Below are 20126 nucleotides of genomic sequence, written 5' to 3' on the forward strand. Positions count from 1 at the left end.
GCCTAGCGCCCGTGGCTGCCGTCGTACCCGTTCACCGGTGGGCTGACCCAGCCAGTGGGCGGCACAGCCGGGCGGAACACCTCGACCAGCAGCGGATGGCACGCGGCCGTGTCCGAGGAATGTTCTGACGAGCAATCCCCGCCGGGGCAGGCAGAGAGCGCACCAAGCAGGTCGATTTCGGCAAAGAACTCAAGGTAGTCACCGGGGCGAACGGGGCTCGCCTTCATGAAATACTGCCCGGTGTCGCGGGTGAAGCCGGTGCACATGAAGACATTCAGCACATCATGCACATGCCCCTCGGCCTGATCCAGCGGAAGGCCCCGCGCATCCGCCAGGGCACGGGTCAGGTTGGAATGGCAGCAATGGTGATACTGACCCCCATGGCTGAGAAGGTTGTGGGTATAGGGATCGCAGCGCGTGCCGATCACATCATGCACCGCGCCGCCGAAGGCGTCGAACCCATACCAGTCCAGCGTGTCATCCGTGATCGTGGCCATCGGGCGCAGGTAAGGGTGGCTTGTCCACATCCGGTCGCCGCTGGAGAGATGCGTGCCATGCAGCGCGCGCGTTTTGCCCGAGTAGAACCGTTCGGCCAGATTGGCGGCGTTCCAGAGGTTCAGATCGCCGACTTGCGGGCCCTCGACCGAGGTGATGCGGAAGAAGTGGCCGGCGGGCACATCAAAGCAGCGCGCGTCGCGGGCGGGAACGAGGACCTCGGCCACCTTTTGCCACCCCTCTCGCGCGGCGCGATAGCCCGCGAGATCGGGCTTGGGCAGGGTTTCGACCGGGTAGCAGATCACCGGCGAAATGGCCTTGCGGCTGGCCGCGTCGGCCGGGGGGAGGTGGTCGGGCGATTGGGGTTTCATGTCGGGTCCCTCTGTGCTGTTCCCCGCAGGCTGGGCCCATGTCGCGCGGGCGTCAATTGCCGGGGCGACGGCGGCGATGTCGGTTTTCAGGGGCGCTGCCCCTCTGGCGCCTTTGGCGCCATTCACCCCGGGGTATTTCGGCCAAGAGGAAGGGATCAGCGTGGGCGCAGGCAATGCCGCGGTGCGCCGCGATCGGGCAGGCAGGTGGCACCACAGGCGGCGCAACGCCAGATGCCCTCAGCGCGGCTTTCGCGCCACAGACATTGGCGGGTCAGCGTGCTGCCCCGGCGTGTAAGCCAGAGGTAGAGAAAGACCGCGATGGCCAGAAGGGGGATCAGAAGGATCATGGCGCCCGAATGAAAAGGCCCCGGCGAACCGGGGCCATATGTGGCTTGGCCAGGGGATCAGACCGCGCGTTCGACCATCATCTTCTTGATCTCGGCGATTGCCTTGGCCGGGTTCAGGCCCTTGGGGCAGGTCTTGGCGCAGTTCATGATCGTGTGGCAGCGGTAGAGCTTGAAGGGGTCTTCGAGATCGTCAAGCCGTTCGCCCGTCGCCTCGTCACGGCTGTCGATGATCCAGCGGTAGGCATGCAGCAGCGCGGCCGGGCCAAGATACTTGTCGCTATTCCACCAGTAGCTCGGGCACGAGGTCGAGCAGCTGGCGCACATCACGCATTCATAAAGCCCGTCCAGCTTCTTGCGGTCATCGATGGACTGGCGCCATTCCTTGGCCGGGCGGTTTGTCTTGGTCTCCAGCCAGGGCATGATCGAGGCATGCTGGGCGTAGAAATGCGTCAGATCGGGGATCAGGTCCTTGATGACCGGCATATGCGGCAGCGGATAGATCTTCACGTCGCCCTTGATCTCATCCAGACCATAGATGCAGGCCAGCGTGTTGATCCCGTCGATGTTCATCGCGCAAGACCCGCAGATCCCCTCGCGGCACGAGCGGCGGAAGGTCAGCGTCGGGTCGACCTCATTCTTGATCTTGATCAGCGCGTCCAGAACCATCGGCCCGCACTTGTCCATGTCGAGGAAATAGGTGTCGACGCGCGGGTTCTCGCCCGTGTCCGGGTCCCAGCGATAGATCTGGAACTTGCGGACGTTCTTGCCTTCCGGCTTTGGCCAGGTCTTGCCGGTGCGGACCTTGGAGTTCTTGGGCAGGGTGAGCTGGACCATTGGCTAGCCTTTCCAATCGGGACGTGAGGTGAGCGGCTGCAAGGGCAGCTGCCCGGATTTCTGATAGACGCAGGCGTCATAGACGGCTGACGGATCGCGCCCCTGCAGATAGTCAGAGGTCACGGTAATCTCGAGATTGCCGGCAGTGCTGCCGTTACTTCCCATGCCAAAGCCCACTTCGCCGCGCGGCTGCGCAGCAAGGCGTGCCCGCTCAAAGCAGCTGCGCTCAGCCTCTTCCCGGCTGACCGGGCCGCAGGCGGCAAGCAACACCAGCAGGGGCAGGGCTGCGCGCAAGGGATCAACCTCCGATCGGGGCGACGCCGCGCGCCCGCATGCAGGCGCCAGTATTCGGACGGCTGACGATATTGACAACATTCTGCACGGTCTGCGTTCCCGCCATGACGCCGACATCGCGGGCGAGGGCGCGCCGCTCCTCGATGGTGGCGTTCTGCAGGACGCAGTCGGCGGCGATTTCGGCCTGCGGTGCCGTCATGTAATTCTGCATGACGGCCACCACAACCGAGCGCGCCGCGCGGTCAGTGACATTGTCGGCCATGACCTGCGGCGAGCAGGCCGCGAGGCCGATAAGTGCAAGAAAAGCAAGACGTTGCGGCATATGGTGATCCATCCTAGCGGTACATGCTGCAAGCGTAGCCGGTTCCACCGACCATCGTCACGCGGCAGAGACGGACGGGCGGGATCACGGCGGTTTTCTGCCGGGTGGCGGGGGCGGGCGCGCTGAAATCCCGCGCAGGGGCGGTGGTTGCCACCGGTGCGGCATTGACGGAAGCGTTGCTGGCTGTGGGCGCGGACGTCACGGGCGCCGAGTGACCGGCCGCCTTGACGCAGGCGTTCATTTCCGCCTGCTCTTGCGGCGTGGCGATGATGTCGCCACGCACGCCCCTTGCGCGCAGGGTATTGGCCCGCGCAGTAAACCCTGCAGCATCGGCGCATTTCTGCACCTCGGGAGGCGTCGACAGAACCGTCGGCGTAGCAGACTGGCACGCCGCCAGACTCAGAACCGCCGCCAGTGCCAAAGCCCCCGGCCGCAGCATCAGTACACCCGCGCTTTCGGCGCGATCTTCTTCAGGTCGATCCCGCCGTCTTCATGCCGCGTCAGCGGATCAAGATGGACCGGACGGGACGAGAGCGTGACCTTTGCCCCGTCGACCGTGGCAAGGCTGTGAACGCGCCAGTTTTCGTCGTCGCGGTTCGGATAATCCTCATGCGCATGGGCGCCGCGGCTTTCCTTGCGCGCCTCGGCGGCGACGATGGTGGCCAGCGCGTTGGGCATGAGGTTGGTCAGTTCCAGCGTCTCCATCAGGTCGCTGTTCCACACGAGGCTGCGGTCGGTGACCTTGAGATCGGCCATCTTCTCGGCCACGCGGGTCATCTTGACCACGCCTTCGGCCAGCGTCTTGTCGGTGCGGAACACGGCGGCGTCGGCCTGCATGGTCTTCTGCATCTCAAGCCGCAGGTCGGCCGTCGGGATCGAGCCCTTGGCATGGCGCAGGGCGTCAAAGCGCGACAGGGCCTTGTCCACCTCAACACTGTTGACGGGGGCATTGCGTTCTTTCGGGTTCACGATCTCGCCTGCCTTGATCGCAGCCGCCCGGCCGAAGACCACAAGGTCGATCAGCGAGTTCGAACCCAGACGGTTTGCACCATGCACGCTGGCGCAACCTGCCTCGCCCACGGCCATCAGGCCAGGGAAGATTGCGTCGGGGTTTCCGGGCGTGGGATTCAGGACCTCGCCCCAGTAGTTCGTCGGAATGCCGCCCATGTTGTAATGCACGGTCGGCAGAACCGGGATCGGCTCTTTGGTCACATCGACGCCGGCAAAGATCTTGGCCGATTCCGAAATGCCGGGCAGACGTTCGTGGAGCGTGGCCGGCGGCAGGTGGTTCAGGTGCAGGTGGATATGGTCCGCCTCGGCGCCCACACCGCGACCTTCGCGGATCTCGATCGTCATGCAGCGCGAGACGACGTCGCGGCTGGCGAGATCCTTGTAGGTGGGCGCATAGCGTTCCATGAAACGCTCACCCTTGGAGTTGGTCAGATACCCGCCCTCGCCACGCGCGCCTTCGGTGATCAGGCAGCCCGAGCCGTAGATGCCGGTCGGGTGGAACTGCACGAATTCCATATCCTGCAGCGGCAGGCCCGCACGGGCCACCATGCCACCGCCGTCGCCGGTGCAGGTGTGGGCCGAGGTCGCGCTGAAATAGGCACGCCCATAGCCACCGGTCGCAAGCACGGTCATTTTCGCGTTGAAGACGTGGATCGTGCCGTCATCGAGCTTCCAGCAGACGACGCCAGTGCAGCGCCCGTCGGTGATGATCAGATCCAGCGCGAAGTACTCGATGTAGAATTCCGCGTTGTTCTTCAGGCTCTGGCCGTAAAGGGTGTGCAGGATCGCGTGGCCGGTCCGGTCGGCCGCGGCACAGGTGCGTTGCACCGGCGGGCCTTCGCCGAACTGCGTGGTGTGCCCGCCAAAGGGGCGCTGATAGATCTTGCCCTCTTCGGTGCGCGAGAAGGGCACGCCATAATGCTCAAGCTCATAGACCGCGGCGGGGGCCTCGCGTGCGAGGTATTCCATCGCATCGGTATCGCCCAGCCAGTCCGACCCCTTGACGGTGTCGTACATGTGCCATTGCCAGTTGTCCGGCCCCATGTTCGACAGCGAGGCGGCAATGCCACCCTGCGCGGCAACCGTGTGCGAGCGCGTCGGGAACACCTTGGTCACGCAGGCCGTGCGCAGGCCCTGTTCGGCCATACCCAGCGTGGCGCGCAGGCCCGCGCCACCGGCGCCGACCACGACGACGTCATAGTCGTGAACTTCGTAGGGGTAAGCAGCAGTCATCATCAGCCTCTCAGAGCGCGATCTTCGCCAGGGCATAGATGCCCACGGCAATCACGGCATAGGAAATCGAAATCGCCAGCATGATCAGACCCTTCTTGGTGCTGCCATGGGCATAGTCCTCGATCATCATCTGCGCGCCCTTGGCGAAGTGGCGCATGCCGACGAACAGCACGAGGCCGGTCAGGATCGCCGGAAACGGGCGTGCAAAGGTCGCGACAACCTCGGCATGGGGTTTGCCCAGCGTCGAGCCGAAGATGTAGACCCAGACCGGGATCATGAAGGCAAGGCCGACGGCCGACACTTGCATGAACCAGTGGTGCTCGGTTCCGGTGCCCGAGGCGCCCTTGCCTTCGGCGCGCTTGCGTGCGGTCAGGTAACGCATGAACCCCTCCCTCAGACCAGAATGATGGTGATGACGGTCAGCACGACCGAACCGATGATGCAGGCCCAGCCCAGCTTCTCAGCCGTGGGAATATCGAGCCCCTTGCCCGCATCGTAGTAAAGGTGCCGCAGGCCGGCCAGATAGTGGTACCACAGCGCCCAGGCCGACAAAGCAAAGACCAGATCACCGAACCACGACGTCGCGACCGCATTCGCAATCTCGAAATACTCAGGCCCGACAGCCGCAGAGAGCAGCCACCAAACGGCAAGCAGCGTGCCCACGATCAGGCCGTTTCCGGTGATGCGGGTCAGGATCGAGGTGATGGAGGTCAACTGCGGACGATAGATCTGCAGATGGGGGGAAAGGGGGCGCTCGACCCGTTTCGCTTCGGCCATGGTGGTGTCCCTCTGTCGCTTGGCGCGGCCCATGCGTCGCGCGCTGGCAGGAATTCTGCTTGTTCAATAGCGCGTTTTTTCGCCGAGTCACCTGCCCAAACGCCTCGAAACCCGGCCGTTTACGCTATCAAGGCGAAAAAAACTGGTTTGTGATCACGAATTTTCTGCCCGTGATCACAGTTTTGCTGCGTTTGCAGAGAGCCACGGTTGGCACGACTCTCTGCGACGCAGCTTCGTCACCCCTTGCCGGATATCCAGTCACGACCCCTCGATGGCTCTTTCAGTCTGGACCGAATGCCTTGGGAGAGCGTGCGGAGCGAGCTTAGTGCAATGCCCCATTACTTTGGCATCAGCGCCCAATAGTCGAGGTCGAGCAGAACCTCGGGTGCGTATTTGCCATCCTCGCCCTTCAGCGCGAAGGGGGCCGCGCCTTGCTTCACCGCCACCAGTCGCAAACGGATCGCGCCGACGCCGGGCGCAGGGGTGTCTGCGCGGTCCAGCACCTCGGACCAGGCCTTGACGGTGTCCCCGGCGAAACAGGGGTTCGCGTGTGCGCCGCCATTCAGCGCGACGATCATCTGCGCATTCGCAAGCCCGTTGAAGGACAGCGCCCGTGCCATGCTGATGACATGCCCGCCATAGATCAGCCGACGGCCATCCTCACGGAAGGTGGCGTCAAAATGAACCTTGGCCGTGTTTTGCCAGAGCCGGGTCGCGATCATGTGCTCGGCCTCTTCGATGGTCACGCCATCGACGTGGTCGATCTTCTCGCCGATCTCGTAGTCGCCCCAACGATGCGGCTCACCCGCCAGCGCGTCATCGTAGTCCGAGAAGTCGAGCCCCTCGGGGATCACAAGATCGCTTGCCGAAAGGGATTTCTTCAGCTCCGGCACAACCGGATCGGGCGCGGGGGCGTCCAGTCGGTTCTTGCGCACCATCACCCAGCGAACATAGTCCAGCACAACCTCGTCATGCTGGTTCAGGCCTCGGGTGCGGACATAGACATTCCCCGACTTGCCGTTCGAGTTCTCTTTCAGCCCGATCACTTCGGATTCCGACCGCAAGGTGTCGCCCGGCCAGACGGGCTTCAGCCAGCGCCCCTCGGCATAGCCAAGGTTCGCCACCGCGTTCAGGCTGACGTCCGGCACGGTCTTTCCGAACACAACGTGGAACGCAATCAGATCATCCAGCGGGCTGGCGGGCAGGCCGCAGGACTGTGCGAAGCGATCGCTGGAATAGAGCGCGTGCCGGGCGGGATAGAGCGCATGATAGAGTGCCCGCTCGCCGCCCGAAACCGTGCGCGGCACGGCGTGGCGGATCACGTCGCCGATACGGTAGTCCTCGAAGAAGCGTCCCGGATTGGTCTTCATGCGCTCTCTCTCCTGTCGGTGCGGCGGGGGCCATCCGCCGCTGGTGGGGTCAGTGCTCGCCCAGCTTGGTATCGGGCGTGTAGGTGCCGGGGACCTCTTTCACCACGGCCTGACCGCAGCGCATCACTCCGCGGGCGGCGTCAAAGGCATAGGTTGGTGCGCCATGCAGGTCCCAGCCCTTGTTCAGGGCAGCGGTCACCTTGTGGCAAAAGGCCGAAGTGTCGTCGTCGCTCAGAAAACGATAGAGTTTCATGGGATCACCCGAACGCAGGATAGCCGAGCGCGTAGTGCACCCCGGCAAGGGCAGCAAAGACGATCAGCGTGCCGCCAAGGGCCATTGCCTCGAACTTGGCCGGGCGGGCAGGGGGCGGCGTCCAGTCGGGCTGCTGCGTGTTGATGATCGCCATCTGCGCCACGGCCCAGACGCCAAGCCCGCCGAACAGCAGGAACGAAGGCGTGTCGCCATTGACCAGAAGGTGCGCCACGGCCCAAAGCAGCACGCCCGTCAACATCGGGTGGCGCATCCGGCGCGCGATGGCCGTCTTCATACCGGATGCGGCAAAGAGGTAGACCGAGGCCAGCATCAGCAGGTTGTTAATGCCGACGAGTGCCGGGTTGCGGCCCCAGAAGAATGCCCCCTCTGCGCCGCGATAACCGATGATCATCAGCACCACGCCTAGGCCAATGGCCGCAGCGACCATCCCGCGGCCCGGATCGCCCAACCGGGCGCGGGCCGCAGGGGCAAGGCGTTTGAAGAGATGCGCCCCGATCCACAGGATCAGGCCGAGGGCGAGCAGGGGGAACGCTGGCAGCGTCATTGGGCTGGCTCCGTTGAATGTGAAATCGGCTCACATTCACATCATTCGGCCAGCGCCGCAATCGCCTCGGCCTTGGCGAGCGTCGCCCGCGCCGTCACGATATGCAGGTTCTCCACAATCTTGCCGTCGACCACCGCAACGCCGCCACCCTGCGCCGTCACCTCGTCAAAGGCCGCGATCTGGCGTCGGGCGAGGTCAATCTCGGCCTCGGATGGGGCAAAGGCCGCGTTGGCGATCTCCAGCTGCGCCGGGTGGATCAGGGTCTTGCCGTCAAAGCCCATGTCGCGGCCCTGATTGCATTCCGCGCGCAGACCGTCCTCGTCCTTGAAGGCGTTATAGACGCCATCGACGATCACCAGCCCATGCGCGCGTGCGGCCAGCAGGCACAGCCCGAGCCCCGCCTGCATCGGCAGACGGTCGGGACGGAAGCGGCTGTTCAACTCCTTGGCCAGATCATTGGTGCCCATGACCATGCCCTTCAGGCGCGGGTGGGCGGCAATCTCGGCTGCGTTGAGCATGCCCTGGCAGGTCTCCATCATCGCCCAGAGATCGGCGCCCGGCACGGCTTCGGCCACGGCATCGAGATCGGCGGCGCGGTTCACCTTGGGGATCAGGATCGCGTCGATCTTTGCGCCGCGGGCAATCGCCTCGTCCATCGCATTGGCATCGGCATGGCCCCATTCGGTATCAAACCCGTTGATCCGGACGATCCGTGCGCGGCGGCCAAAGTCCCAGTCGGTCAACACCTGCGTCAGTAGCTTGCGCGCGGCGGGCTTCTCATCGGGGGCGACCGCATCTTCAAGGTCAAAGATGATGGCATCGGCGGCAAGCCCCATCGCCTTTTCCAGCGCGCGCTCTTTCGAGCCGGGGATATAGAGCACCGAGCGGAACGGGCGGGCGGCCTGGGTCATGAGTCTCTCCCGTGAGCAACAATCTTGCGCGAGGAAGCATGAAATCGCCACTTTCGGCAAGACCAGATTTGCCGCATTGCAGAAAAAACTGCAGACTCAGGCAGCCAGGTCCCGTGCCGCATCCCAGATCAGCTTGCAAGAGAGCAGAAGCAGCGCCCAGGTGACCAACTGAAAGAACAGCCGTTCGGGCAGCGATTTCACCAGTCTGACGCCCGCAAAGACAGCCAGCGCCGCCGGGACGCACAGGATTGCGGTGGTTCTAAGGTTCTCAAGGTTGATCTGGCCAAGCGCCCAGTAGGGCACCAGCTTGATCGCGTTCACATAGGCGAAAAGAATGGTGGAGGTGCCGGCAAACACCTCTTTCGGCATCCGCAGCGGCATGGTGTAGACCTGATAGGGCGGGGCGCCAGCATGGCTGACAAAGCTGGTGAACCCGGTGGCCGTGCCCCAGAACAGGCCGGGGGCAACGCGGGCGGGTTGCGGCGTTGGCAGCGCATCGCGGCGCAAAAGCAGATTTGCTGCGAAAGCCGCGCCGATCAGGCCGACGATGCCGGTGACCAGTGCCTCGGGCACCAGATGGGCGGTGGCCCAGCCAAGGCCCACGCCAATCGTCGTTGCGGGCACCATGATCGCCAGCACGCGACGGTCAAAGGCCGCGCGATAGGCATACAGGCCGAAGGCATCGGACACGACGTAGATGGGCAGCAGAAGGCCAGCCGCCATCACCGGGGGCATCACCAGCGACATCAGGGGCACGGACAGCATCGCCACGACCGGAACGCCCCCCTTGCCCATGCCGACAAGAACTGCCGCGAGGCTTGCCGCGACCCAGAATCCCGCCTCTGCCATCCGCCCGGCTTTCCATGTTTGCCAAATCGCGCTGCCTTTAGCGCAAACAGCTTGCGTGAACCAGTCCGGCCTGTCATGCCGCATCGCGGCGGGTTGCGAGAATCTTGCGATACCCGTATAGCATACCATTGCATACAATCCCAGCCGGAGACGGAATCATGGCACGACCCAAGATTGCACTGATTGGCGCAGGCCAGATCGGCGGCACGCTCGCCCATCTTGCAGCCATCAAGGAACTCGGTGACGTCGTTCTTTTCGACATCGCGGAAGGCACGCCGCAGGGCAAGGCGCTGGACATCGCGCAATCAGGCCCGTCCGAGGGCTTTGACGCCGTGATGAAGGGTGCCAACAGCTATGAAGACATCGCGGGCGCCGATGTCTGCATCGTGACGGCCGGCGTGCCGCGCAAGCCCGGCATGAGCCGCGATGACCTTCTGGGCATCAACCTGAAGGTCATGAAGTCGGTCGGCGAAGGCATCAAGCAGCACGCGCCGAACGCCTTTGTGATCTGCATCACCAACCCGCTCGACGCTATGGTGTGGGCGCTGCGCGAATTCTCGGGCCTGCCGCACAACAAGGTCGTCGGCATGGCCGGCGTGCTCGACTCGGCCCGCTTCCGCCATTTCCTTTCGGTCGAATTCAACGTCTCGATGCGTGACGTGACGGCCTTTGTGCTGGGCGGTCATGGCGACACCATGGTGCCGCTGGCCCGTTACTCGACCGTCGCGGGTATCCCGCTGCCGGATCTGGTCGCCATGGGCTGGACCACCCAAGAGCGGATGGATGGGATCATCCAGCGCACCCGCGATGGCGGCGCCGAGATCGTGGGCCTGCTGAAGACCGGTTCGGCTTTCTATGCGCCTGCCACCTCGGCGATCGAGATGGCCGAGGCCTATCTGAAAGACCAGAAGCGCCTGCTGCCCTGCGCGGCCTATGTCGACGGCGCTTTCGGCCTGAACGGGATGTATGTCGGCGTGCCGACCATCATCGGCAAGGACGGGATCGAGCGGATCGTCGACATCAAGCTGAACCCCGATGAACAGGCCATGTTCGACAAGTCGGTGGACGCTGTGAAGGGTCTGGTCGCCGCCTGCAAGGGCATCGACCCCTCGCTGGCCTGAAGCCCCTCCGGGGGCGGAGGTTCAACCGCTCGCCCCCTCGCCATCTGGCCCGCCATCCGCTATGTCGGGGGCGGGCGGCACCCTTGGGGTGGTTACTCCCATATCGCGCGGACGCCTCTGGCGATCGCGCGTTTCTTGTTTTGCGGATCAGTTCTTTTTCTTTGCCAGAGGCATCATGCGCAAGTCGGAAACCCGTGGGTTTGTCTTTGCAACCACTGGGAAAAAATACACAAACGCCGCCCGCAAGGCCGCGCGAAACCTGCGACAGGCCATGCCAGACGCGCAGATTGACCTTTTCACCAACCAGAAGGTCGAGGACGCGGTCTTTGACCGTATCCATCCGATCAAGAACGATTTCTTTCGCCCCAAGATGGAGGCGATGCTCAATTCCCGGTTCGATCGCTCAGTCTATCTCGATAGCGACGTGATCGTTCTATGCGACGTGACCGAGCTGTTTGACGTTCTGGATTTTTCCGACCTTGCCATGGCGCATGCCCGATCGCGTGAGCAGAAGTTCATGCGCGACGACAGCGTACCGCGCGCCTTTCCGGTGCTGAATGCGGGGGTAATCGCCTTTCGCCGCACGCGCCAGGTGCAGGGATTGATCCGCCAATGGCTGCGCAAGATGCAGGAGACCGGGGCAGAGGTGGATCAAGGCTGGCTGCGCGAGCTGATGTATCACCGGCGCAAGTCGTTTGTGACCTTGCCGATCGAATACAACACGATCGAGCTGCAGCGACTGTCATACTGGCCCCTGAACAACGGGGCGCCGCGCCTTTTGCATATCCTGCCGCTGAACGATGCGGCGGATGACCCCTCGACCCCATTCGAAGTAGAGAAATTCCTGCCACCCCGGCAGTTCGAGAAGCTTCAGCAGTTGATCGAGGCCGACCGCCATTGGCCAAAGTCCAGGCGTCCGGTGTCACCACGCAGCCGGCGGCCGTTTCTGCAGCGTCTGGATGACGCGCTCTTCCGTCGGGGGATCTGATGTCGGGTCATGTCTCGCCATATCATGCGCCGGGCTTCATCCCGGATGCCCTTCTCAAAGGCAAGCACCGGGCCATCATCGGCGGTCGGTGGGAGGAGACGGGCTGGATCCAGATGCAGATGCTGATCGAGGCGGGGTTAAAACCACGTCACAGCCTGCTCGATATCGGGGCGGGGCCGCTGCGCACGGGCTGCCGCGTGGTGCCTTATCTGAACCCTGGCAACTACTGGGCGACGGACCTCTCGGGTGAACTGTTGCGGCGCGGTTATGCTGATGAGCTGTCAGAAGGCGACCGCGCCCGTCTGCCGCGCAACCAGTTGGTTGAGGATGGCGATTTCGGGTTCCCGGCTGTGCCGACCGAGTTCGACTACATCCTGTGCTTTGCCGTGTTCACCCATTTGCCGATGAACCATCTGCGGCGCGGGCTTCTGCGCGTCGCACAGCATTTCACCCGGTTCGAGAAATTTCTTTTCACGGTCTTTCTGGCGCCCGATGCCGAGGCGAGCCTTGGCCCGGTGCGACAGCCCGATGGCGTGGTCACGCACGGCACGCGCCCGCCCTATCACATGCTGGCGCAGGATGTGCACCACTTTGCCGCGCAGGCCGGATTGCAGGTCGAGATCCGTCCCAACCGGCTGCCGCGCGGGCAGGTGTTGTGCGAGGCGACTCGGATCTGACGCCCCTTCTGCCTTGCGGCGCTGCGGCGTTTGCGGAAACAGAAACCGGTTTGTGATCACACTTTTTCCGACTGTGATCACAAAGGCGATTTTTATGCTGCAAATCCCTCGGAAGGCGCAAATCGCGTTTTGACAGCGCCTGTTTATATGGCATCACGCCGGCAAATCAGCAGCGATGGGACATGATCCATGAACATCCACGAATACCAGGCCAAGGCGCTTCTGCGTAGCTATGGCGCCCCGGTTTCCGACGGTCGCGTCGTCCTGAAAGCGGAAGAGGCCAAGACCGCAGCGGGCGAGCTTGACGGCCCGCTTTGGGTGGTGAAGGCACAGATCCACGCCGGCGGCCGCGGCAAGGGCAAGTTCAAGGAGCCCGAGGCGGGCGAGAAGGGCGGCGTCCGTCTGGCCAAGTCGGTCGAAGAGGCCGAGACGCTGGCCAAGCAGATGCTGGGCCGCACGCTGGTGACGCACCAGACCGGGCCGGTGGGCAAGCAGGTCAACCGCATCTATATCGAAGACGGTTCCGACATCGCGCGCGAGCTGTATCTGGCGCTGCTGGTTGATCGTCAGTCCTCGCGCATTTCGTTCGTCGCCTCGACCGAAGGCGGCATGGATATCGAGGAAGTCGCAGCCCACACGCCCGAGAAGATCGTCTCGTTCTCGGTCGATCCGGCCTCGGGGCTTTCGGATTTCCACGGCCGCCGCGTGGCCTTTGCCCTCGGTCTTGAAGGCAATCAGGTCAAACAATGCGTGGCGCTGGTCAAGACGCTCTACAAGGCCTTCACCGAGAAGGACATGGAGATGCTGGAGATCAACCCGCTGATCGTCATGCCCGACGGCAACCTCAAGGTGCTGGACGCCAAGATCAGCTTTGATGGCAACGCGATCTACCGCCACGCCGATATCGCCGCCCTGCGCGACGAGACCGAGGAAGACCCCAAAGAGCTGGCCGCGTCGAAGTTCGATCTGAACTACATCGCGCTTGATGGTGAAATTGGCTGCATGGTGAACGGCGCGGGCCTTGCCATGGCCACGATGGACATCATCAAGCTTTATGGCGCGGAACCGGCCAACTTCCTTGACGTGGGCGGTGGCGCCACCAAGGAAAAGGTGACCGAGGCCTTCAAGATCATCACCTCTGACCCGAACGTCAAAGGCATCCTGGTCAACATCTTCGGCGGCATCATGCGCTGCGACGTCATCGCAGAAGGCGTGCTGGCTGCAGTGAAAGAGGTCGGCCTGAAGGTTCCGCTGGTCGTGCGCCTGGAAGGCACGAACGTCGAGCTGGGCAAGGAGATCATCCGCAACTCGGGTCTGAACGTCATCGCAGGCGACAACCTCGCCGATGCCGCCCAGAAAATTGTCAAAGCGGTGAAGGGGTAATCCAATGGCCGTTCTCGTCAACGAAAATACCAAAGTCATCTGCCAGGGCTTCACCGGCTCGCAGGGCACCTTCCACTCGGAACAGGCGATCGCCTACGGCACCAAGATGGTCGGCGGCGTGACCCCCGGCAAGGGTGGCACCACGCATCTCGACCTGCCGGTGTTCAACTCGGTGCATGAGGCCCGTCACGTTACCGGCGCCAATGCGTCGGTGATCTATGTGCCGCCGCCCTTCGCCGCGGACTCGATCCTCGAGGCGATCGATGCCGAGATCGAGCTGATCGTGGCCATTACTGAAGGCATCCCGGTTTTGGACATGATGAAGGTCAAGCGCGCGCTGGAAGGCTCCAAATCGCGCCTGATCGGGCCGAATTGCCCCGGCGTCATCACCCCCGGCGCCTGCAAGATCGGCATCATGCCGGGCCACATCCACAAGCGTGGTTCGGTGGGCGTGGTCTCGCGTTCTGGTACGCTGACCTATGAGGCGGTCAAGCAGACCTCTGACCTTGGCCTGGGCCAGTCCTCGGCCGTGGGCATCGGCGGCGACCCGATCAAGGGCACCGAGCATATCGACGTGCTCGAGATGTTCCTCGCCGACCCCGAAACCCAGTCGATCATCATGATCGGCGAGATCGGCGGCAGCGCCGAAGAGGAAGCCGCGCAGTTCCTGGCCGACGAGAAGAAGCGCGGCCGCTGGAAACCGACCGCAGGCTTCATCGCTGGCCGCACGGCGCCGAAAGGCCGTCGCATGGGCCATGCCGGCGCCATCGTCGCCGGTGGCAAAGGCGACGCAGAGTCGAAGATCGAGGCCATGAAATCGGCCGGCATCATCGTCGCCGACAGCCCCGCCCATCTGGGTGAGGCTGTGATGAAGGCTCTTGGCAAGTAAGCGCAACGGCCCCCCGGCCGCAGTCGGGGGGCACACTCTTTGGGAGGGGAGTGTGCATGAACGGAAACCATGATCCTTTGTCCCGCAGCCTTCGGCCAGCCGGGCTTTTTCCTGTGATGCCGCCCCTCGAACCCATGTATGACCCGGCCCAGCCCCTTCAAGGATAACGCCGATGACCGACCAATCCCCCAACGCGACGTTCCACGCCCAGTCCTTCATGGACGGCGCCAACGCCGATTACATCGACCAGCTTCAGGCCCGATATGCCGCCGATCCCGCTTCGGTGGATGCGGGCTGGGCTGCGTTCTTCGCGGCCCTTGGCGACAGCGAGCTGGATGCCAAGCGCGCCGCCGCCGGTCCCAGCTGGGCGCGCGCCGACTGGCCGCCGACCGCAGGCGATGACCTGACGGCCGCGCTGACCGGCGAATGGCCGCTGGCACCGAAAGAGGCGAAGGGGGCCGGTCAGAAGATCGCGGCCAAGGCCGCCGATGCCGGTGTGCAACTGAGTCAGGATCAGATCCAGCGCGCCGTGCTCGACTCGATCCGCGCCATCATGCTGATCCGCGCCTACCGGATCCGTGGCCACCTGATCGCCGACATCGATCCGCTGGGCATGCGCGACGCCAACTCGCACCCCGAGCTTGATCCCAAATCCTACGGCTTTACCGAAGCCGACATGGACCGGCCCATCTTTATCGACAATGTGCTGGGCCTGACCCATGCGTCGATGCGCCAGATCCTCGATATCGTGAAGCGCACCTATTGCGGCACCTTTGCGCTGCAATACATGCACATCTCCGATCCCGAACAGGCCAGCTGGTTGAAAGAGCGGATCGAGGGCTATGGCAAGGAGATTGCCTTTACCCGTGAGGGGCGCCGCGCGATCCTGAACAAGCTGGTCGAGGCCGAGGGCTTCGAGAAGTTCTGCCATGTGAAGTTCATGGGCACCAAGCGCTTCGGCCTCGACGGTGGCGAGGCGCTGATCCCGGCGATGGAGCAGATCATCAAGCGGGGCGGCAACCTTGGTGTGAAAGAGGTCGTGATCGGCATGCCGCACCGTGGCCGCCTGTCCGTTCTGGCCAATGTGATGGGCAAGCCCTATCGCGCGATCTTCAACGAATTCCAGGGCGGCAGCTTCAAGCCCGAGGATGTCGATGGATCGGGCGACGTGAAATATCACCTCGGTGCCTCATCCGACCGCACCTTCGATGGCAATACCGTCCACCTGTCGCTGACGGCCAACCCTTCGCACCTTGAGGCAGTCAACCCGGTCGTGCTGGGCAAGGTGCGCGCCAAGCAGGACCAGCTGGGCGACACGGACGCGCGGATCGCCGTGCTGCCGATCCTGCTGCACGGGGACGCGGCCTTTGCGGGGCAGGGCGTCGTCGCTGAATGTCTGCAGCTTTCGGGGATCAAGGGCCACCGCACTGGCGGCTGCATCCATATCGTCGTGAACAACCAGATCGGCTTTACCACGGCGCCGCACTTCTCGCGCACCTCGCCCTATCCGACCGACATCGCGCTGATGGTCGAGGCGCCGATCTTCCACGTGAACGGCGATGACCCCGAAGCGGTGGTGCATGCGGCCAAGGTCGCGACCGAGTTCCGCCAGAAGTTCCACAAGGACGTGGTCATCGACATCTTCTGCTATCGCCGCTTCGGTCACAACGAAGGCGACGAGCCGATGTTCACCAACCCGATCATGTACAACCGGATCAAGAAGCACAAAACGACGCTTCAGCTTTATACCGAGCGTCTTGTGCAGGATGGACTGATCCCGGAAGGTGAGATCGAGGACATGAAGGCCGCCTTCCAGGCGCGCCTGAACGAAGAGTTCGAGGCCGGCCGCGACTACAAGCCCAACAAGGCCGACTGGCTGGATGGCCGCTGGAAGAATCTCTCGCGCGAGGGCGACGCCTATACGCCTGGCCGTACGTCGATCTCGCCCGAGACGCTGGCCGAGGTGGGCGCCGCATTGACCCGCGTGCCCGAGGGTTTCGATCTGCACAAGACCGTCGGGCGCCAGCTTGAGGCCAAGCGCAAGATGTTCGAATCCGGCGAGGGTTTCGACTGGGCAACCGCCGAGGCACTGGCGTTCGGCTCGCTTCAGGTCGAGGGCTTCCCGGTGCGTCTGTCGGGGCAGGACTGTACCCGCGGTACCTTTAGCCAGCGCCATTCAGGGTTGATCGACCAGACCACCGAAGAACGGTACTACCCGCTGAACCACATCCGCCCCGGTCAGGCGCGGTATGAGGTCATCGACTCCATGCTGTCGGAATATGCGGTTCTGGGCTTTGAATACGGCTATTCGCTGTCGGAACCCAATGCCCTGACCCTGTGGGAGGCGCAGTTCGGCGATTTTGCCAACGGTGCGCAGATCATGTTCGACCAGTTCATCAACTCGGGCGAATCGAAATGGCTGCGGATGTCGGGTCTGGTCGTGCTTCTGCCGCATGGCTTTGAAGGTCAGGGGCCCGAACATTCGTCGGCGCGTCCGGAACGCTTCCTGCAGCAGTCGGCCCAGGAAAACTGGATCGTCGCGAACTGCTCGACGCCCGCCAACTACTTCCACATCCTGCGCCGCCAGATCCACCGCGACTTCCGCAAGCCGCTGATCCTGATGACGCCGAAGTCGTTGCTGCGCCATCCGCTGTGCGTGTCAAAGGCGGCCGAGTTCACCACCGGTTCGACCTTCCACCGCGTGCTGTGGGATGATGCCCAGACCGGCCAGTCCAAGCTGGTGCTGAAGCCTGATGACCAGATCAAGCGTGTCATCATGTGCACCGGCAAGGTCTACTACGACCTGCTGGCCGAGCGTGATGCCCGCGGCGCAGATGATGTCTACATCATGCGCGTCGAGCAGCTCTATCCGTTCCCGGCCCAATCGTTGCGCCACGAACTTGCCCGCTTCCCGCAGGCCGAGGTCGTCTGGTGCCAGGAAGAGCCGAAGAACCAGGGCTACTGGAGCTTCATCGAGCCGAACATCGAATGGGTTCTGGAACAGGTTGGCGGCACCGCGAAACGTCCGCGCTATGCGGGCCGTACAGCCTCGGCTTCGCCCGCCACGGGCCTCGCCTCCAAACACAAAGCTGAACAAGAAGCGCTGGTGAACGAAGCGCTGACCGTTGAAGGGAAATGAGCCAATGACCGTTGAAGTCCGCGTCCCCGCCCTTGGCGAAAGCGTAACCGAAGCGACCATCGCCACCTGGTTCAAGAAGCCGGGCGACGCCGTCGCGGTGGACGAGATCCTGTGCGAGCTTGAGACCGACAAGGTCAGCCTCGACGTGCCATCGCCCGCCGCTGGCATTCTGGGCGAGATCGTCGCGCAGGAAGGTGAGACCGTTGCCGCCGCCGCGCTGCTGGCCACCATTACCGAAGGTGCGGGTGGCGCCGTTGCGCCCTCGGCCAAGGCGCCTGAGCCTGCGCCCGTTGCCGCGCCGGCCCCTGCTGTTGCGGCCAAGGACGTCGAGGATGCTCCGGCCGCCAAGAAGGCGATGGCCGAGGCTGGCCTGACCGCCGCTCAGGTGCAGGGCTCGGGTCGCGATGGCCGCATCATGAAGGAAGATGTGGCCCGCGCTGTTGCCGCCTCGGTCACCGCAGCGCCCGCGCCGGTTGCCGTGCCGCGCGCCCCGGTTCCGGCTGATGACGCCGCCCGCGAAGAGCGCGTCAAGATGACCAAGCTGCGCCAGACCATCGCGCGCCGCCTGAAAGACAGCCAGAACACCGCCGCGATGCTGACCACCTATAACGAGGTGGACATGTCGGGCATTATGGAGCTGCGCAACACCTACAAGGACGCCTTCGAGAAGAAGCATGGCGTGAAGATGGGCTTCATGTCCTTCTTCGTGAAAGCCTGCTGCCACGCGCTGAAGGAGGTGCCCGAGGTCAATGCCGAGATCGACGGCACTGACGTCGTCTACAAGAACTACGTCCACATGGGCGTGGCCGTGGGCACGCCCTCGGGTCTGGTGGTTCCGGTCGTGCGGGACGCCGATCAGATGGGCTTTGCCGCGATCGAGAAGAAGATTGCCGAACTGGGTATTCGCGCTCGCGACGGCAAGCTGTCGATGGCCGAGATGCAGGGCGGCTCGTTCACCATCTCGAATGGTGGCGTCTATGGCTCGCTGATGTCCTCGCCGATCCTGAACCCGCCGCAATCGGGCATCCTTGGCATGCACAAGATCCAGGACCGCCCGGTTGTGGTGAACGGCCAGATCGTGATCCGCCCGATGATGTACCTGGCGCTGAGCTACGATCACCGCATCGTCGACGGCAAAGGCGCCGTGACCTTCCTCGTCCGCGTGAAAGAGGCGCTGGAAGATCCGCGCCGCCTGCTGATGGATCTGTGATCTTGGGAGGGCGGGGTAGACCCCGCCCACTTTGCGCATTTTGGGCAGAATGACCTAATTGTCGAATTGGGACATAGACCCAGATGACCTTGAAAAGTCTTGCGTGGTAATGACTTGTTTCGGATGGGCAAAAGTTGATTAGTGCGCGCTCACTTATCCTTGCCGGTGCGGGGGTCGGGGTACTCTTGGGCATTTCGTCGGGCGTCGCGTTCGGTGGAACTGCTTACAACGGCGCGCTAGTTTTTGGCCCCTTGGGCGCCTTTATTGGCTGGCTGATTTCGCGAAGCGGCAAGACTGAGAGCGAGAGTTCTCTGGGTGCAATGTCTGGTTCTCTAAACTCTTCTGAAGATACTGCCGACCTCGCTAAGAAAGCGCAATCCGGAAAGAGTCTGGGGTTGGGCGACGTCTTCCGGTCAGTGCTAATACTCCTCGCATCCGCGTGGAATTTCCACATTGAAATTCTTCGCTTAATGCGCCTGCTGCCGTACTTTAAGGAAATGCCTTGGCTATTCCTGATTGTTCTTGGTGTTGGGACGTTGGTCTTTCCACCCTTTTTCGGTGTTTACTTTTTCTGTTACTTGGGAGCGGCGCATTTCGGAATAGCCGCTGACCATGATTTTATCGCACAGATTGAAAAGTAGGGTGCAATTGTTATGGAGCTGTCATGACCCCCGAACTCGCCGCCCTCTCTGCTACGGCCATCCTGCACTTCGCCACCATTTTCGTGTCGCAGCGCTTCCTTACGCGTGACGTGGGCCGCGCGGGCAATATGGGCACGCGTGAGAACCTCGAGGCGCAGCTGTCGCCGCTGACCCTGCGCCTGCGCCGTGCGACCGCGAACTTCGTCGAGAATATCGGCCCCTTCATCATTGCCGTCGTGGTGGTGGTTCTGGCGGACAAGACCTCGACGCTGACGGCAGTTCTCGCCTGGGGCTTTGTCGCGGCCCGCGTGCTCTATGTGCCGGCCTATGCGCTGGAATGGGTGCCGGGGCGCAGCCTGATCTGGCTTGCGGGCATGATCTGCACGACTGGCTTGCTCGTGCTGGGCTGGATATGATCCGATGACCGTTGCCGCCCCCCCTCCAGC

The 20126-nt window shown here is 63.3% G+C and carries 23 protein-coding genes; 9 read left to right on the forward strand and 14 right to left on the reverse strand.

Annotation, left to right across the window (positions count from 1 at the left end; all coding sequences use genetic code 11):
- Window positions 1-2: 2 nt before the first annotated feature.
- From FQU74_RS10065 to FQU74_RS10130, 14 genes are all read right to left on the reverse strand, one after another.
- On the reverse strand, window positions 3-866 hold the full coding sequence (locus FQU74_RS10065) for an urea carboxylase-associated family protein (RefSeq protein WP_146286342.1): 864 nt from the start codon (window positions 864-866) through the stop codon (window positions 3-5).
- Between the two features lie 155 nt (window positions 867-1021).
- Window positions 1022-1213, reverse strand: a complete 192-nt coding sequence (locus FQU74_RS10070) for a hypothetical protein (protein ID WP_146286343.1) — start codon at window positions 1211-1213, stop codon at window positions 1022-1024.
- A 57-nt stretch (window positions 1214-1270) separates the two neighbouring features.
- Window positions 1271-2047, reverse strand: a complete 777-nt coding sequence (locus tag FQU74_RS10075; RefSeq protein ID WP_146286344.1) for a succinate dehydrogenase iron-sulfur subunit — start codon at window positions 2045-2047, stop codon at window positions 1271-1273.
- Between the two features lie 3 nt (window positions 2048-2050).
- On the reverse strand, window positions 2051-2341 hold the full coding sequence (locus FQU74_RS10080; RefSeq protein WP_146286345.1) for a hypothetical protein: 291 nt from the start codon (window positions 2339-2341) through the stop codon (window positions 2051-2053).
- 4 nt (window positions 2342-2345) lie between these two features.
- Window positions 2346-2675, reverse strand: coding sequence for a hypothetical protein (locus FQU74_RS10085; protein WP_229704369.1), 330 nt, complete (start codon window positions 2673-2675; stop codon window positions 2346-2348).
- A gap of 1 nt (window position 2676) precedes the next feature.
- Window positions 2677-3102, reverse strand: a complete 426-nt coding sequence (locus FQU74_RS10090) for a hypothetical protein (RefSeq protein WP_146286347.1) — start codon at window positions 3100-3102, stop codon at window positions 2677-2679.
- Window positions 3102-4910, reverse strand: coding sequence for a succinate dehydrogenase flavoprotein subunit (sdhA, locus tag FQU74_RS10095; protein WP_188781583.1), 1809 nt, complete (start codon window positions 4908-4910; stop codon window positions 3102-3104). The genes FQU74_RS10090 and sdhA overlap by 1 nt, the downstream gene beginning before the upstream one ends.
- 7 nt (window positions 4911-4917) lie before the next feature.
- Window positions 4918-5289, reverse strand: coding sequence for a succinate dehydrogenase, hydrophobic membrane anchor protein (gene sdhD / locus FQU74_RS10100; protein WP_146286348.1), 372 nt, complete (start codon window positions 5287-5289; stop codon window positions 4918-4920).
- An 11-nt stretch (window positions 5290-5300) separates the two neighbouring features.
- Window positions 5301-5684: a succinate dehydrogenase, cytochrome b556 subunit gene (gene sdhC / locus FQU74_RS10105; RefSeq protein ID WP_146286349.1), complete on the reverse strand. Its 384-nt coding sequence runs from the start codon at window positions 5682-5684 to the stop codon at window positions 5301-5303.
- A gap of 338 nt (window positions 5685-6022) precedes the next feature.
- Complete coding sequence (locus FQU74_RS10110) at window positions 6023-7054, reverse strand: MaoC family dehydratase (protein ID WP_146286350.1); 1032 nt, start codon at window positions 7052-7054, stop codon at window positions 6023-6025.
- Between the two features lie 49 nt (window positions 7055-7103).
- A complete protein-coding gene (locus FQU74_RS10115; RefSeq protein ID WP_146286351.1) occupies window positions 7104-7307 on the reverse strand; it encodes a DUF1737 domain-containing protein in 204 nt (67 codons plus the stop codon).
- Between the two features lie 4 nt (window positions 7308-7311).
- A complete protein-coding gene (locus tag FQU74_RS10120; RefSeq protein WP_146286352.1) occupies window positions 7312-7872 on the reverse strand; it encodes an NnrU family protein in 561 nt (186 codons plus the stop codon).
- A 41-nt stretch (window positions 7873-7913) separates the two neighbouring features.
- Window positions 7914-8783, reverse strand: a complete 870-nt coding sequence (locus FQU74_RS10125) for an HpcH/HpaI aldolase/citrate lyase family protein (protein ID WP_146286353.1) — start codon at window positions 8781-8783, stop codon at window positions 7914-7916.
- 96 nt (window positions 8784-8879) lie between these two features.
- Window positions 8880-9632: a sulfite exporter TauE/SafE family protein gene (locus FQU74_RS10130; RefSeq protein WP_146286354.1), complete on the reverse strand. Its 753-nt coding sequence runs from the start codon at window positions 9630-9632 to the stop codon at window positions 8880-8882.
- A 158-nt stretch (window positions 9633-9790) separates the two neighbouring features.
- Here FQU74_RS10130 and mdh point away from each other — a divergent pair, with 158 nt between their 5' ends.
- From mdh to FQU74_RS10175, 9 genes are all read left to right on the forward strand, one after another.
- Complete coding sequence (gene mdh, locus FQU74_RS10135; protein WP_146286355.1) at window positions 9791-10753, forward strand: malate dehydrogenase; 963 nt, start codon at window positions 9791-9793, stop codon at window positions 10751-10753.
- A gap of 175 nt (window positions 10754-10928) precedes the next feature.
- On the forward strand, window positions 10929-11741 hold the full coding sequence (locus FQU74_RS10140) for a glycosyltransferase family protein (protein WP_158635573.1): 813 nt from the start codon (window positions 10929-10931) through the stop codon (window positions 11739-11741).
- Window positions 11741-12418: a class I SAM-dependent methyltransferase gene (locus FQU74_RS10145; protein WP_146286357.1), complete on the forward strand. Its 678-nt coding sequence runs from the start codon at window positions 11741-11743 to the stop codon at window positions 12416-12418. The genes FQU74_RS10140 and FQU74_RS10145 overlap by 1 nt, the downstream gene beginning before the upstream one ends.
- 189 nt (window positions 12419-12607) lie before the next feature.
- On the forward strand, window positions 12608-13801 hold the full coding sequence (gene sucC / locus FQU74_RS10150) for an ADP-forming succinate--CoA ligase subunit beta (RefSeq protein ID WP_146286358.1): 1194 nt from the start codon (window positions 12608-12610) through the stop codon (window positions 13799-13801).
- 4 nt (window positions 13802-13805) lie between these two features.
- A complete protein-coding gene (sucD, locus tag FQU74_RS10155) occupies window positions 13806-14690 on the forward strand; it encodes a succinate--CoA ligase subunit alpha (protein ID WP_146286359.1) in 885 nt (294 codons plus the stop codon).
- Window positions 14691-14862: 172 nt separating this feature from the next.
- Window positions 14863-17829: a 2-oxoglutarate dehydrogenase E1 component gene (locus FQU74_RS10160; RefSeq protein ID WP_146286360.1), complete on the forward strand. Its 2967-nt coding sequence runs from the start codon at window positions 14863-14865 to the stop codon at window positions 17827-17829.
- Between the two features lie 4 nt (window positions 17830-17833).
- A complete protein-coding gene (gene odhB, locus FQU74_RS10165) occupies window positions 17834-19039 on the forward strand; it encodes a 2-oxoglutarate dehydrogenase complex dihydrolipoyllysine-residue succinyltransferase (protein ID WP_229704368.1) in 1206 nt (401 codons plus the stop codon).
- A gap of 134 nt (window positions 19040-19173) precedes the next feature.
- Window positions 19174-19680 carry a hypothetical protein gene (locus FQU74_RS10170; protein WP_146286361.1) on the forward strand — a complete coding sequence of 169 codons (507 nt, stop codon included), beginning with the start codon at window positions 19174-19176 and terminating at the stop codon, window positions 19678-19680.
- Between the two features lie 23 nt (window positions 19681-19703).
- Window positions 19704-20096: an MAPEG family protein gene (locus FQU74_RS10175; protein WP_146286362.1), complete on the forward strand. Its 393-nt coding sequence runs from the start codon at window positions 19704-19706 to the stop codon at window positions 20094-20096.
- Window positions 20097-20126: the final 30 nt, after the last annotated feature.

It is taken from the genome of Gemmobacter aquaticus (assembly GCF_007859075.1).
Taxonomy (GTDB): Bacteria; Pseudomonadota; Alphaproteobacteria; order Rhodobacterales; family Rhodobacteraceae; genus Gemmobacter; species Gemmobacter aquaticus.